Consider the following 13,251-nt stretch of genomic DNA (forward strand, 5'->3'; position numbering starts at 1 on the left):
GAAGAGTGGACCAAGGCGATCTCCTGGCCGGCCTTCCGTGTAGGCCACCAGAACTCGCGTTCCAGCCAGCACCGCGTGCGCGGCTGCTACTGGCAGATGCGTCAGGGTCCGATCGTCGCCGGGGGTCCCGCCTCCATTGCGCTGATCTCCTACTGGACCGACATTGCGCGCGGCCAGCCGGCCATTCTGCCTGATATGAAGCGCTGATCCCGGACGCACAGCTAAGGAGATTGATAATGAAGTTGATGAAAAAGACCCGTTTTGCGGCCGGGTGTGCCGCGCTCGCAGCCATCGTCCTGCTCGTGGGTGGGTGTGCCGCCCCCGAGGCCAGCGACCGTGCCGAAGCCGACATGACCAAGATGAGCCCGGAGGAACTGGCTGAGTATCTCGTCTTCGAGACCAACAGCTTCCGCCACGACATGGAGGCCCAGGAAGGTGGCACCGTCCGGCAGCGCATGGTCCAGGACGACATGGAGAAGGTGTGCTCCCAGACCCGGAATCAGCCCTCGCCTGAACAGGCCGGCAAGATCATCGCCGATGCCCGTGCCAGCATCAGTTATCCGGACGGCGGCATTCGTCTGGGTGACTGGCGCAAGGGCGGCGAGCTGTCCTGGTCCGGTTTCGGCTTCCGCGTGGCTCACAACGTTGACGACCACAGCCAGCGTGAGGTGGGTGGCAACTGCTACAACTGCCATACCATGAGCCCGGATCGCCCCGGCGGCAACCTGGGCCCGAGCCTGACCGGCTACGGCAAGCAGCGGGGCAACAACGAGGCCACCCGCCGCTTCGTCTACGAGATGATCTACAACCCGCACGCCTACTTCCCGTGCACCAATATGCCTCGCATGGGTGCCAACGGCATTATCAGTAAGGAGGCGATCGCGGACATCATGGCGTACGTCCTCCACCCGGATTCTCCGGTCAACCAGTAATAACAAAGCAGTTCGGGGGCCGACCTGTCGGCACCCCGCTCAAGGCCACCGGCGGCGACGCCGGTGGCCTTTTTTCATGGTCGCATTGCGGGGTAAGCCCTCGAAGTGGCGAGGTCGCGTTGACGTAAGCGAGACACCGCGGGCCGATGCGGGCATCAGTGCACAGTCCGTGCGCTGCGTTGCAGCATGTCCATGCATGTGGGTGCGATGCGGCACCGGCATCACGCAGCCTTTACACCGGCGGGACAGGGGACCTGGTACTGCATGGGAAGCCAAGCATCTGATTTTCCAAGTATGTCAGTCCCAGGGATCGGCCCGATGCCGGCATATCAGCAATTCATCCATTGGTTATATTCCTTGACAAGGTCAGCGCCATAGTCTTTATCAGCCTATGCAACGTGTTCCGAATCGGCCCTGCAACGGGTGCCGTGTTCGTGACATGCAGGACTGTGAGGTAGGTATGAAGGTGAGGGCCGTGTCTGCGGCGGCAGACACTCCATCCGCTGGCCCGGCCCCCGTTTGGCCGTTTTCTCCATGCGTGTCCAGAAGTCTCCGGCAGTGCCTGCCGGGACGTACCCGGCTGATGCCGGTGCGCTGGCACGTTGGATGCATCGGCTCTGCCCACCGACATTAATAATCCTTCTCTGCAGGATGGAGGTTCCCATGATCAGAAAAGCCTTGCTGGCATTGCCCGTGGCGCTCGCATTCGGGGTGACCGCCCACGCGGACCACATGCAAGAAAACCCGGTCAACATACTCCTGGGCCTGATTCAGAAGGTCGATTCGCCTTATCTGACCCAGAGTGAACAGAACATCATGATGATGGAGGACAATCCGGCCCTGTGGATTGTCGAGGACGGCAAGGAGCTGTTTTACCAGCCCCGCGGCCCGAACAATGTCTCGCTTGAGTCCTGCGATTTCGGCCAGGGCCCCGGCGTACTCGAGGCCGCGTACGCCAAGATGCCCCGCTACTTCGAGGACACGGGGCGGGTGATGGACCTGGAGGCCCGACTTGTGCACTGCATGATGACGATCCAGGGTTTCCCTGCCGATGACCCGGCCGTGCGGCAGCGCCACGGAAACGAATCGGACCACATGAAGCTGCAGAGCTACATTGCCTCCTATTCGAACGGCGTGCCTTGGGATCCGCCCATGGATCATCCGCTGGAGAAGGCCATGCGCGACGCCGGTGAGTACATCTTCTTCCGTCGGGCCGGTTCCCTGGATATGAGCTGTCAGACCTGCCACAGCGCCACCGGCCAGCGCATTCGCGCCTCGGTGCTGCCCAACTCGTCTTTCCAGGAAGAGTGGACCAAGGCGATTTCCTGGCCAGCCTTCCGTGTGGGTCACGACCATGTGCGCAGCAGCCAGCACCGCATCCGCGGCTGCTACTGGCAGATGCGCCAGGCCGGCCCCATTCCTGGCTCCGACGGCACCATCGCGCTGATCTCCTACTGGACCGATCTTGCGCGCGGCCAGCCGGCCATTCTGCCCGACATGAAGCGCTGATGGCGCCGCAACAGTGTTAGGAGATACCGAGATGATTGCGATGAACCATTCCCGTCGTGCGGCCGGGTTTGCCGCACTGGCCGCGGCCGTGCTCATTGTGGGCGGCTGCGCCGCTCCCGAGAGCGCCGAAACCGACGGCAAGGTGGACTACACGAAGATGAGCGCCGAGGAACTGGGCGAGTACCTGGTCATGCAAAGCGGCAGCTGGGACCTGAAGCAGGAGGTTCAGGAAGGCGGTACGGCCCGCGAGCGCATGACCCAGGACGAGTTGCAGAAGGTGTGTTCCGAGGCGCGCAACCAGCCGTCACCTGAACAGGCCGGCCAGATCATCGCCGATGCCCGGGCCTCCATCACGTACCCGGAAGGCGGCATCCAGCTGGGCGACTGGCGGCGTGGTCAGGATCTGTCGTGGGGAGGCTTCGGTTTCCGCATTGCCCACAACCCCGATGATCACAGCCGGCGCGATCCGAGCGGCAACTGCTACAACTGCCACGCCATGTCACCGGACCGGGTCGGGGGCACCCTGGGCCCCAGCCTGACCGCCTATGGCAAGCAGCGCGGCAACAACGAGGCCACCCGCCGCTTCGTCTGGGAGATGATGTACAACCCGCACGCCTACTTCCCGTGCTCCAACATGCCGCGCATGGGCGCCAAGGGCCTCCTGAGCCACGAGGCGATGATGGACATCATGGCCTACGTGCTGCATCCGGATTCTCCGGTGAACCAGTGAGGTCACGATGAGAGGCTGAAGGGCCTGTCATGTATCAACCCTGAGGCCACCGGCAGTGATGCCGGTGGCCTTTTTACTTGTCCTGGCACTTGCCGTCCCGGACTTGTCGCGAACGCGGTGGCGTGATGCCGTCATTCGGATAGAGACGGAATACGACACTGGTCTAAACTTGATCTGATGACGCGCTTCCTGTCCAAGAGCCTTGCCTTCCTGTTGCTGTGTATTCCGTTCCCGGGCGTATCGGCTGAAACCCCCGTCGTTGACGACAGGGCGGACAGTATCGCCGAGTACCGCAGGATGTTGCGCGAAGGCAATCCCGGCGAGCTTTGGGTGGCCAGGGGCGAGGCGTTGTTCCATCTGCCGCGCGGTCCCAACGAAGTGTCACTGGACGAATGCGACCTGGGGCTCGGGCCGGGTGTGCTGGATGGCGCCTTTGCGGCCCTGCCCCGGTACTTCGAGGACGCGGGGCGGGTGCAGGATCTGGAATCGCGGCTGGTGCACTGCATGGTCACCCTCCAGGGCTTTGACCGCGAGCAACTGCTGGACGAGGCCTTCTCGTCGGGCGGGCGCGAATCGGACATGGAGGCGCTGGCCGTGTACGTGGCCTCACGCTCCAATGGCTACCCCCTGTCCGTGGAACTCTCCCACCCCAGGGAGCTGGAGATGTTTCGCATCGGCGAGGCCCTGTTTCACCGGCGCAGCGGGCCCATGGACATGTCCTGTGCCGTGTGCCACACCCACGAGCAGCGGCGCATCCGCCTTCAGGGGCTGATGAACGTCAACAACCCCCTGCAGGTGCGCGATGTCATGGGCAGTTGGCCGACCTACCGTGTTTCTCAGGGGACGGTGCGCACCCTTCAGCACCGCATGTGGGATTGCCACTGGGAAATGCGTCTGCCGGACGTGGAGTATGGCTCGGACGCCACTGTTGCGCTGATCCTCTACCTCAATGAACGGGCCCGGGGAGGGCTGGTGGATGTTCCGGGCATCCGTCGCTGAGCGAAGTGCGGGATGTCGGCCTTTCCGGCTGCTGGCCCTGGCCGTGCTGGCCGGGCCGTTGCTTGGAACTCCGGTCGCTGCGCAGGGCCTCAGCGCCCTGGAGCGTCAGGTGGAGGCGGTGGTGCGCGACAGCTGGGGCGATGCCCCGCCATCGGAGGCCCGCCGTCTGGCCCAGGACGACACCCAGCTGGAATGCAGCCGCGTGCGCAATGAGCCCGGCGAGGTGCTGCGCGCGCGCATCCAGGCACGGGAACGTGAACGCATCCAGTACCCTGAAGGCGGACTGGTGCTGGGCGACCCTGTGGAGGGGGAGCGCATCGCCAAGGACAGTTACGGCGGCCGCGTCGGGCGCCTGCGACCGGATGATCCGGGTCGCCCCAACGGGGGCAGCTGCCGGGCCTGCCACATCCTGGAACCACGGGACGACATGGGCGGCACACTCGGTCCGCCGCTGGCGCGATTCGGGCTGACCCACGGCACAGGTCCTGAAGCAGTGCGTTACGTCTACGAGAGGGTGTACAACCCGCATGCGTTTCAGCCCTGCACCGAGATGCCCCGTTTCGGTTATCACGGTTTTCTGACCGTGCAGCAGATCCTGGATGTGGCGGCCTACCTGCTGAGCCCCGGGTCGCCGGTGAACCGTCCGGAGTCGCCGCGCCAGGAGGCGCCTGCGCCGTTGCGGCCCGCCCAGCCCTGAGGGTCGGCGGGATGAGGGGCGCGGAGCACTCCGGTTACCGGCACAGCCGGCACGCGGGTAATGCGGCTGATGTGCACAAGCACGCGGTACTCGCCTGGATCATGAACAGGCTGGGGAGTGCCGGTGGCCCGTTGTGCATCCTGGATACCCATGCCGGTGACGGACTGTACCGGCTGGAAGCCGGGCGGCGGCATCTGATCTCGCGATTGCGGGAAGACCGGCATCGGTCGCCGGCCCTTGAGCCCTACCGGCGTGTGCTGGACGCGTGGGCGCGCAGCGCCGGCGAGGAAACGTACCCTGGATCTCCCCTGCTGTTGCGCACGCTCATGGGGGCCGATGACTCCCTGCTGCTGGCCGATACCCATCCCGATGCCATCGATGCGCTGCGGCACCGCTTCGACGATGACCCCCGGGTGACCTTGCTTGACGGCGACGGTTGGGCTGCCCTGGAGGCGTGGCGAACGGACGGCTGCATGCGGGGGCTGGCGCTGGTGGACCCGCCCTACGACAGCGACACGGATTATCGTCTTGCCGGTGAAGCCATGATCGGCGCTGCCGCCCGGCGTGGCCCGGGCGTATGCCTGTGCCTCTGGTATCCCCTGGCGGAGGGCCCCCACCAGGCCATGCTTGATACCCTGAATGGCGCCCTGGCCGGGCGCAGCCTGCACGCGGAGCTCCGGTTTCCGCCCTCTGCCACGGGCGGCATGCGGGGGTCGGGCCTGTTTATCGTGCATCCGCCCGACGGCCTGGATGCGGCGATCCCGGAGATCGGATCCCGGCTAGCCCGCATATCTCACCGGTCGGACACCGGCTGGCGCGCAAGAGGCTGAAACATAAGTGGAATACGTTGAAATGGTCGCCAACCTCAGCATGACAGACTGTTCCCGCCGGAGTCCTATCGCGGTTCAGGCTCGTCTTCGCGTCCGTATGCTTGCTCTTCACTCAACCCATAGCTACGGCTATGGGTTTCGCTCCAGAGCGGCGCCTACTGACGCGAATCCTTCGCCTGCTCCCGCGATCCCGGTGAGATATGCGGGCTAGGAGCCTGTCTCGCTTGCCTGTAGGTCGGGCTTTAGCCCGACGGGCGGTGCCTGATCAAGCCGCGTCTGTCGCCCTGAAGGGCGACCTACAAATATGCTTCTTCTGCAAGACGACGGCGCGAGACAGGCCCGGAGGCCACAATCATTCGCGATCCTTGGCGAAATATGCGGCCCAGGGTGAAGGCGCCGCGCCGCCTTGAAATCCCTGCCTGAACCCCCATCACTATGGGTGTCCCCGTCTTGCCAGCAAATTTTCGTTTCCGTCGTTCGGGAGGAGATAGCCATGTCCGTAGCGGGCCACAAGGAAACCCTCAGTTTCCAGACCGAGGTCAGCCAGCTGTTGCACCTGATGATCCACGCGCTCTACTCCAACAAGGAGATCTTCCTGCGCGAACTGATTTCCAACGGCGCCGACGCCTGTGACAAGCTGCGCTTCGAATCCCTGTCTGATGACGCGCTCATGGAAGGCGAGGGCGAACTGGCCATCGACGTGGACTACGATCCAAAGGCCCGCACTGTGACGGTGCGTGACAACGGCATCGGGATGAGTCGTGAGGAGGTCATCGAGCACATCGGCACCATCGCCAAGTCCGGCACCAAGGAGTTTCTCTCGCGCCTCACCGGCGACCAGGCGAAGGATGCGCACCTGATCGGCCAGTTCGGCGTGGGGTTCTACTCGGCGTTCATCGTCGCGCGGCGCGTGGAACTGACCACGCGCCGTGCCGGGATGGGACCGGAGCACGGGGTGCGCTGGGTCTCCGAGGGCACGGGCGAGTACAGCATCGAGACGGTGGAGGTGGCGCGTCGGGGCACGGAGATCGTGCTGCATCTCAAGGAAGGCGAGGACGAATTCCTGGACGGCTATCGCCTGCGCAGCATCATCACCCGCTACTCCGACCACATCCCCCTGCCCATCCGCATGCGTGCCCTGGGAGAGAAAGGCGAGCCGGGCGAGGAATGGGAGACGGTCAACCGCGCCTCCGCGCTCTGGACGCGGCCCCGTTCGGAGATCACGGACGACGAATACAAGGCCTTTTACAAGCACGTGGCCCACGACTTCGAGGATCCGCTGGCCTGGACCCACAACCGGGTGGAAGGCCGACAGGAATACACCACGCTGCTCTATATCCCGAAGCGCCCGCCCTTCGATCTCTGGGACCGCGACCGCCGACACGGCATCAAGCTGTACGTGCGCCGGGTGTTCATCATGGACGACGCCGAACAGCTCATGCCCGCCTACCTGCGCTTCGTGCGTGGTGTGGTGGATTCCAATGACCTGCCGCTCAACATCTCCCGCGAGATTCTGCAGAGCAACCGGCTCATCGACGGGATGCGTGCCGGCGGCGTCAAGAAGGTCCTGGGCCTGCTGGAGGACATGGCAAAGGATCGGCCCGAGGACTATCAGGCCTTCTGGTCTGCGTTCGGGCAGGTGATGAAGGAAGGTCCCGCGGAAGACTACGGCAACCGTGAGCAGATCGCCGGCCTGCTGCGCTTCGCCTCCACTCACACGGGGGAGGCCACCCAGAACGTATCGCTTGCCGACTATGTGTCGCGCATGAAGGACGGCCAGAAGGCCATCTATTACATCACGGCCGACAGCCATGCCGCCGCGGCTCACAGCCCGCACCTGGAGGTGTTCCGCAAGCACGGCGTGGAGGTGCTGCTGCTTTCCGACCGGGTGGACGAGTGGCTGGTGACCCACCTGACGGAGTTCGACGGCAAGCCGCTCAAGTCCGTCGCCAAGGGGGCGCTGGACCTGGGCGAGTTGGAGACCGAGGAGGAAAAGCAGGCCGCGAAGGCCGCCGAGGACGAGTCGAAGGAGGTCATCGAACGCCTGAAGAAGGCGCTCGGTGAAAAGGTGGAAGATGTGCGTGTCTCCCACCGCCTGACCGATTCCCCCGCCTGCATCGTGCTGAGCGAGCACGACATGGCCCTCTACATGCAGCAGCTCCTGCGCCAGGCCGGTCAGAAGCTCCCCGACACGAAGCCGGTGCTGGAGATCAACCCGTCTCACGGTCTGATTGGCAGGCTCCGGGAGGCCGACGACGAGCAAATGGACGAGTGGGCGGACATCCTGTTCAACCAGGCTCTGCTGGCGGAAGGTGCCCAACTGGAGGATCCCGCCGGGTTCGTGCGGCGCCTCAATAGCCTGATCCTTTCGCGGCTTTAGGGGGCATTGTCTGGCGGCCGCGTGTCTCGACCACGAAGCACACGAAGCACACGAAGCGCACGAAGAAAAGAAACTGTTCGCTCGCAAAGAGCGCCAAGGACGCCAAGAAATTCTGAATATCCGGATTGATAGAGCGGGCCGTGCCCGCCACCCTTGTACCGTGCATGGTTGCACCCGCAGGGTGCCCATTGTTCGGAGCTTCTTGGCGTGCTTGGCGCTCTTTGCGAGAGAAATCTGTTTTCTTGTTTTGTTCTTCGTATGCTTCGTGGTTGATAAGCGCGAGGCCACCAATCCCGCGCAACACCAGATCAGGCTGCATCTGGCCCGGGCTGTGTCTCCCGGGTTCGCGGGGGTGTGCCCCCTTGGCGGGTGTAGCCGCCGGCGGTCGGTTGGCCTACGGCGCGATTCTCCCCTGTGCATTGTCTCTTCAAGGCTGGAATCGCCGAATATTTGACAATACGAATCATTCTCATTCACAATCGCGTTCGTATTTGGGTAGATCAGCAGGCCAATGGCGAAGCGGGGAGCGGTTTGTGAATGGCGGGGCGGCGTGACCTTGGCGGTTGCGGTGAGTCTGGTGCTCCATGGGGTGGCCATGGCCTGGATGCTGCGGGAGCGACCGGCGGAGATCCTTGAAGCCCGGCCGGTGGTGCAGGTGGCGCTGGTGGAAGCCGCGGCGCCTGTTCCCTCGGAACCCCGGATGTTGCGGGAGCCGACACCCCTGCGTTCGCCGCCGCCCGCGGAATCGCCCCTGGCGGTGCTGTCGCCGGAAGGTGATCGCCCCGTGGAACCCGAACCCGAACCCGAACCCGTACCCGTACCCGTACCCGTACCCGAGCCCGAGCCCGAGCCCGAGCCCGAACCGGAGCCGGAGCCGGAGCCGGAGCCGGAGCCGGAGCCGGAACCTGAACCTGAACCTGAACCTGAACCTGAACTGGCACTCGACTCGCAAACCGTTGCAGATACGGTGCCCGACGATGACCCCGTCACACCGCGGGAACAGACCACGGCGACCCCCGCTTCGATCGATCAGGCATCGGCTCAGGCGCAAGAGGCGGGCCAGGCCGAGAGTGCGGTGGTGCCCCCGGACTTTCAGGCGGATTACCTGGATAACCCGCCGCCCGCCTATCCGCGGGTGTCCCGCCGCCTCCGCGAGGAGGGCGAGGTGATCCTCCGGGTCCGCGTCGGGACCGACGGGCGGGCCCTGGACGTGGCCATCGACGGTTCCAGCGGATCGGAACGGCTGGACCGGGCGGCGAGGGCCGCCGTGGAGGGCTGGCGGTTCGTGCCGGCAAGACAGGGTGCCCGCTCGGTGGAGGCCTGGGTGGTGGTACCCATCGTTTTCAGACTGGAGGGTTGAGATGGATATTTCGCTGGTATTTCAGGAGGGGGACTGGGTGCTGATCGGGGTCTTTCTGACCCTGCTGCTCATGTCCGTGGCCACCTGGGCCCTGATCATCGCCAAGTCCGCGTCGGCGTGGCGTATCCGGCGGGACAACGCCGCCTTCCAGCGCGGTTTCTGGGATGCCCGGGGCGATGGGCAGGCCCTCGCCGTGGCGGAAGCGTCCGCTTCGCCCCTTGCAGGTATTGCCCGCGCGGGCATCCGGGGGCTGAATCACTATCGAAGCCGCGATCCCCGGCGCCTGGGTGATGCCTGCAGCATCGACGAGTTCCTGGTGCGCACCATCCGCAACGCACTGTCCCGCGAGCAGGCCGCCCGCCAGTCGGGTCTGACGATCCTCGCCTCGGTGGGCAGTACGGCGCCGTTCGTGGGTCTGTTCGGCACGGTCTGGGGGATCTACCACGCCCTGATGGACATCGCCGCGGCAGGCCACGCCTCCATGGAGGTGGTCGCGGGCCCCCTGGGTGAGGCACTGGTGGCCACGGCCGCGGGTCTGGCCGCTGCGATCCCGGCAGTCCTGGCGTACAACGCGGTCAACCGGTTCAACCGCAGCCTGGCCGAGGAGATGGACGGTTTTGCCCACGACGTCCATGCCTACCTGACCACCGGCGCGGTAGTCGCGCAGCAGGGCGGGGTTACGGACACCCCGGCACCCCGCCAGGTCGCCGCGGAGCCTGCCTGATGGCATTCGGAGGCTTCAGCCGGGACACCGGGGGCGACATGGCGGAGATCAACGTGATTCCGCTGGTGGACGTCATGCTGGTGCTGCTCGTGATCTTCATCATCACCGCGCCGGTGATCACCCACGCGGTGAAGGTAGATCTGCCCCGGGCAAGCCACGAGGCGAACCACCTCGCCCCCGAAACGGTCACGCTGTCCATCGACTCGGAGGGCGCCCTGCACTGGGACAACGACCCGCTCACCCCCGGGCAGCTCGAGGCGCGCCTGGCCGAGGGTGTGGCTGAAAACCCGGATCTGGAGCTGCATCTGCGCGCCGATCAGGCCACGGCCTACGAACGGGTGGCCTGGGTCCTGACGCGGGCCCGGTCGGCCGGCGTGGTCCGCATTGGCTTCATCACGCAGCCGGAAGGAGACTGAACAATGAACAAGCCATCGTCCGACGGCCCGGGGACGGCTCGGGAAGCCCCCGATGCTGCAGTTTCGCCCCGGTCGCCGGAGGTGCTGTCTAGCCACGTCCTGCTGGGCCGGCATCGCCAGGTGCTGATCGAACACCAGGGCGAACGCTACGTCCTGCGCATCACACGACACGGAAAACTGATTCTCACAAAGTAGCCAAAGTGTTTGATGCCCTTGCCGGGCATCGGCACCGGATCGCCAGCCAGTAAGCCCCCAGTCTGCCGAAGGCAGGTCATCGGGTCTTCAGCCAGCCAAAACCACGTTGAAGCAACCGAGGGAGACCTGTCATGACCTGCAATATCCTTTCGTCCGTTGTCCCCGTTCGCGGGGTGTCTCGTCCCGCGCTGCTGGCCGCCGCTGTGGCTGTGGCGCTCTCGTCCGGCCCGGCAGCCGCTCAGGAGGCTCGCGAACTGTCCCGGGTGGTGGTCACCGCCGGCGGTTTTGAGCAGGAACTGGTTGAAGCGCCGGCCAGTATCTCGGTGATCACCCGTGAGGAACTTGAACAGCAACAGGTGCGCAACCTGGCGGAGGCCCTGCGCGGCATTGAGGGGGTCAACATCAACACGCTGGATGCGCGCAGCAACAAGACCGGCAACCAGACCATCAGCCTGCGCGGGCTGCCGAGCGAGTACACGCTGGTGCTGATCGACGGCCGGCGCCAGAACGTGCCGGGCACCGTAGCCCCCAACGCGTTCGTCGACTCGGCCTCGGTATTCTTCCCGCCCATCGCCGCCATCGAGCGCATCGAGGTGATCCGCGGCCCCATGTCGACACTGTACGGTGCCGATGCCTTGGGGGGTGTGGTGAACATCATCACCCGCAGGCCGGGTGCCGAACGGGGCGGGTCTGCTGCCATTTCGAGCACGTTCCAGACCGACCCGGAGTTCGGGGGCAACACCACGGCGGAGGCCTATGGAGCAGGTCCGCTGGCGGACGACCGCCTGGCCCTGCAGGTCTACGGCCGAGTATTCGAGCGCGCCGAATCCCGGGTCACCTGGGAGGGACAGAACGAGAGCCTCACCGACAACCGCACCATGGGGCAGAATCCGGTGGGCGCCAACGTGCACACCATGGGCAGCCGTCTGACCTTCTCTCCGGATGCCGTGCATGATTTCAGTGTCGGCTTCGATCTGACCCGTCAGGCGTACAACAACGACCGCGGCCAGCTCGGCCGGATTCGCAGAGACGGTGACGGTCGGCTGCGCGACGGATACGACACCGAACTCGGTTTCAACCGCGACCAGATCTATCTGGCCCACACGGCCCGTCTCCCCCTGGGTACGGTGGAATCGAGCCTCACCCGCAACGTCACGGAAACCACGGGGCGGACCATTCCGGAGGCGGCCGTTCCGCCGGGTGACCCGAGACTCGGCTCCTCGCGCAAGCTCGAAAGCGAGACAACCGTGCTGGATACCAAGCTGATCACCGGTATGGGCGACCATCTGGTATCGGTCGGTGCCCAGTACATCGATGCGTCGCTCACCGACGGTATCCCCGATGACACCTTCAGCAACAGTCAGTGGGGCGTGTTCGTGGAGGACGAGTGGAGCATGACGGAGCGGTTCGTCCTGACGGGAGGGCTTCGCTACGACAACCATGATGCCTTTGGCGGGCAGACGACGCCCCGGGTCTATGGAGTATGGAGCGCGACCGACACATGGACCTTCAAGGGCGGTGTGGGCCGGGGCTACCGGGCCCCGTTTCTGGAGCAACTCCACGACGGCATCGTAGGCTTCGGCAACCAGGGGCAGGATCCCCTGTTCGGTGACCCGGATCTCAAGCCCGAGATCAGCACCAACTACGAGGTATCGGCGCATTTCCACCCGGGTCCGGATCTCACGGGTCACGTGACCCTGTTCTACACGGAACTCAAGGACAAGATCGAGCGGCCGACGGCAGCCTCCGGGATGACCGATACCTTTGCCAACATCGGCGAGGCGCGCATCCAGGGTGTGGAGTTCGCCGCCGCGTGGCGGTTCGCACCCGCCTGGCGCCTGTCCGGAAACTACACGTATACGGACAGTGAGGTGACAAGCTCCATCGTTCAGGGCTTCGAGAAGGGGGATCCCCTGTTCAGTGTGCCCGAGCACATGATCAACGCCACGCTGGACTGGCAGGCCACGCCCGCGCTCAACACCTTCCTGGAGGCGGAGTACCGCAGCAGCAGCCATCGCCCGGACAGCTTCCATGAACCTCACCTGGGCGGCAGTGCCCAGGGTGCGAGCGAGGCCCTGGGGGACTTCAAGGGCTATACGCTCTTCAACCTCGGCGCCAGATATCGCTTCACCGAGCGTGTCACCATGACCGGCGTGATCTACAACCTGTTGGACAAGGACTTCAACGACTACCGCGCCTACCCGCTGCGCAACGACCCGTCGGTCACGGCCCACAGCAACGTGTACAACAACCTGCTGGAGCCGCGCCGGCTCTGGTTGTCCATGAACGTGGACTTCTGACAAGCGTTGCAAGCCGGTCCCGTCGTCCTTTGAACCAGGAAGGGCAGGAAGGACATGGGCGAAAGACCGATTTCTCTCGCGAAGAGCGCCAAGGACGCCAAGCAGATCCGAACAAAGGACGACCTGCGGGGGCGACCATGCCCGGTACGGGGCGGCGGACACGGCCCGCCCTTCTATGA

The 13,251-nt window shown here is 64.9% G+C and carries 13 protein-coding genes and 1 pseudogene; 13 read left to right on the forward strand and 1 reads right to left on the reverse strand.

Translation table 11 applies throughout. The annotated features are described in order from the left end of the window. The 8 genes and pseudogenes from B1C78_RS16335 to htpG all read left to right on the forward strand — a co-directional run. Positions 1 to 207, forward strand: a pseudogene (locus B1C78_RS16335) (sulfur oxidation c-type cytochrome SoxA); the annotation flags it as partial. Between the two features lie 29 nt (positions 208 to 236). After that, a complete protein-coding gene (gene soxX, locus B1C78_RS16340) occupies positions 237 to 932 on the forward strand; it encodes a sulfur oxidation c-type cytochrome SoxX (protein WP_077280226.1) in 696 nt (231 codons plus the stop codon). A 663-nt stretch (positions 933 to 1,595) separates the two neighbouring features. Beyond that, positions 1,596 to 2,441: a sulfur oxidation c-type cytochrome SoxA gene (soxA, locus tag B1C78_RS16345; protein ID WP_077280227.1), complete on the forward strand. Its 846-nt coding sequence runs from the start codon at positions 1,596 to 1,598 to the stop codon at positions 2,439 to 2,441. A 31-nt stretch (positions 2,442 to 2,472) separates the two neighbouring features. Continuing rightward, positions 2,473 to 3,171 carry a sulfur oxidation c-type cytochrome SoxX gene (gene soxX, locus B1C78_RS16350; RefSeq protein WP_077280228.1) on the forward strand — a complete coding sequence of 233 codons (699 nt, stop codon included), beginning with the start codon at positions 2,473 to 2,475 and terminating at the stop codon, positions 3,169 to 3,171. Positions 3,172 to 3,348: 177 nt separating this feature from the next. Further along, a complete protein-coding gene (gene soxA / locus B1C78_RS16355; RefSeq protein ID WP_077280229.1) occupies positions 3,349 to 4,170 on the forward strand; it encodes a sulfur oxidation c-type cytochrome SoxA in 822 nt (273 codons plus the stop codon). Continuing rightward, positions 4,148 to 4,867: a sulfur oxidation c-type cytochrome SoxX gene (gene soxX / locus B1C78_RS16360; protein WP_077280230.1), complete on the forward strand. Its 720-nt coding sequence runs from the start codon at positions 4,148 to 4,150 to the stop codon at positions 4,865 to 4,867. The genes soxA (B1C78_RS16355) and soxX (B1C78_RS16360) overlap by 23 nt, the downstream gene beginning before the upstream one ends. 11 nt (positions 4,868 to 4,878) lie before the next feature. After that, positions 4,879 to 5,697 carry a 23S rRNA (adenine(2030)-N(6))-methyltransferase RlmJ gene (rlmJ, locus tag B1C78_RS16365; protein ID WP_077280231.1) on the forward strand — a complete coding sequence of 273 codons (819 nt, stop codon included), beginning with the start codon at positions 4,879 to 4,881 and terminating at the stop codon, positions 5,695 to 5,697. Positions 5,698 to 6,190: 493 nt separating this feature from the next. Continuing rightward, a complete protein-coding gene (gene htpG / locus B1C78_RS16370; protein WP_077280232.1) occupies positions 6,191 to 8,077 on the forward strand; it encodes a molecular chaperone HtpG in 1,887 nt (628 codons plus the stop codon). Here htpG and B1C78_RS17510 read toward each other — a convergent pair. Further along, positions 8,049 to 8,396 (reverse strand): hypothetical protein, encoded by a 348-nt coding sequence (locus tag B1C78_RS17510; RefSeq protein WP_139349992.1) that lies wholly within the window; start codon positions 8,394 to 8,396, stop codon positions 8,049 to 8,051. The two genes, htpG and B1C78_RS17510, sit on opposite strands and share 29 nt — an antisense overlap. A gap of 231 nt (positions 8,397 to 8,627) precedes the next feature. On the opposite strand from B1C78_RS17510, the gene B1C78_RS16375 reads away from it, so the two are divergent. The 5 genes from B1C78_RS16375 (at position 8,628) to B1C78_RS16395 (ending at position 13,072) form a co-directional block, all read left to right on the forward strand. Then, on the forward strand, positions 8,628 to 9,437 hold the full coding sequence (locus B1C78_RS16375) for an energy transducer TonB (protein ID WP_245795473.1): 810 nt from the start codon (positions 8,628 to 8,630) through the stop codon (positions 9,435 to 9,437). Position 9,438: 1 nt separating this feature from the next. Then, the gene (locus B1C78_RS16380) at positions 9,439 to 10,161 is read left to right on the forward strand and encodes a MotA/TolQ/ExbB proton channel family protein (RefSeq protein ID WP_077280234.1); all 723 of its coding nucleotides are present in this window, start codon (positions 9,439 to 9,441) and stop codon (positions 10,159 to 10,161) included. Next, positions 10,161 to 10,577 (forward strand): ExbD/TolR family protein, encoded by a 417-nt coding sequence (locus B1C78_RS16385; protein ID WP_077280235.1) that lies wholly within the window; start codon positions 10,161 to 10,163, stop codon positions 10,575 to 10,577. Before B1C78_RS16380 ends, B1C78_RS16385 begins: the two co-directional genes overlap by 1 nt. A 3-nt stretch (positions 10,578 to 10,580) precedes the next feature. Beyond that, positions 10,581 to 10,772, forward strand: coding sequence for a hemin uptake protein HemP (hemP, locus tag B1C78_RS16390; RefSeq protein WP_077280236.1), 192 nt, complete (start codon positions 10,581 to 10,583; stop codon positions 10,770 to 10,772). Positions 10,773 to 10,903: 131 nt separating this feature from the next. Beyond that, complete coding sequence (locus B1C78_RS16395; protein WP_077280237.1) at positions 10,904 to 13,072, forward strand: TonB-dependent receptor domain-containing protein; 2,169 nt, start codon at positions 10,904 to 10,906, stop codon at positions 13,070 to 13,072. The last annotated feature ends 179 nt before the right edge of the window (positions 13,073 to 13,251 follow it).

This window comes from Thioalkalivibrio denitrificans (assembly GCF_002000365.1).
GTDB lineage: Bacteria > Pseudomonadota > Gammaproteobacteria > Ectothiorhodospirales > Ectothiorhodospiraceae > Thioalkalivibrio_A > Thioalkalivibrio_A denitrificans.

Coding starts and splice junctions, on each gene's coding strand:
- B1C78_RS16380 (WP_077280234.1), top strand. CDS start 9,439: ATGGATATTTCGCTGGTATTTCAGGAGGGGGACTGGGTGCTGATCGGG.
- B1C78_RS16385 (WP_077280235.1), top strand. CDS start 10,161: ATGGCATTCGGAGGCTTCAGCCGGGACACCGGGGGCGACATGGCGGAG.
- rlmJ (WP_077280231.1), top strand. CDS start 4,879: ATGAGGGGCGCGGAGCACTCCGGTTACCGGCACAGCCGGCACGCGGGT.
- htpG (WP_077280232.1), top strand. CDS start 6,191: ATGTCCGTAGCGGGCCACAAGGAAACCCTCAGTTTCCAGACCGAGGTC.
- soxX (WP_077280226.1), top strand. CDS start 237: ATGAAGTTGATGAAAAAGACCCGTTTTGCGGCCGGGTGTGCCGCGCTC.
- B1C78_RS17510 (WP_139349992.1), bottom strand. CDS start 8,396: ATGCAGCCTGATCTGGTGTTGCGCGGGATTGGTGGCCTCGCGCTTATC.
- soxA (WP_077280227.1), top strand. CDS start 1,596: ATGATCAGAAAAGCCTTGCTGGCATTGCCCGTGGCGCTCGCATTCGGG.
- B1C78_RS16395 (WP_077280237.1), top strand. CDS start 10,904: ATGACCTGCAATATCCTTTCGTCCGTTGTCCCCGTTCGCGGGGTGTCT.
- soxA (WP_077280229.1), top strand. CDS start 3,349: ATGACGCGCTTCCTGTCCAAGAGCCTTGCCTTCCTGTTGCTGTGTATT.
- soxX (WP_077280230.1), top strand. CDS start 4,148: ATGTTCCGGGCATCCGTCGCTGAGCGAAGTGCGGGATGTCGGCCTTTC.
- hemP (WP_077280236.1), top strand. CDS start 10,581: ATGAACAAGCCATCGTCCGACGGCCCGGGGACGGCTCGGGAAGCCCCC.
- soxX (WP_077280228.1), top strand. CDS start 2,473: ATGATTGCGATGAACCATTCCCGTCGTGCGGCCGGGTTTGCCGCACTG.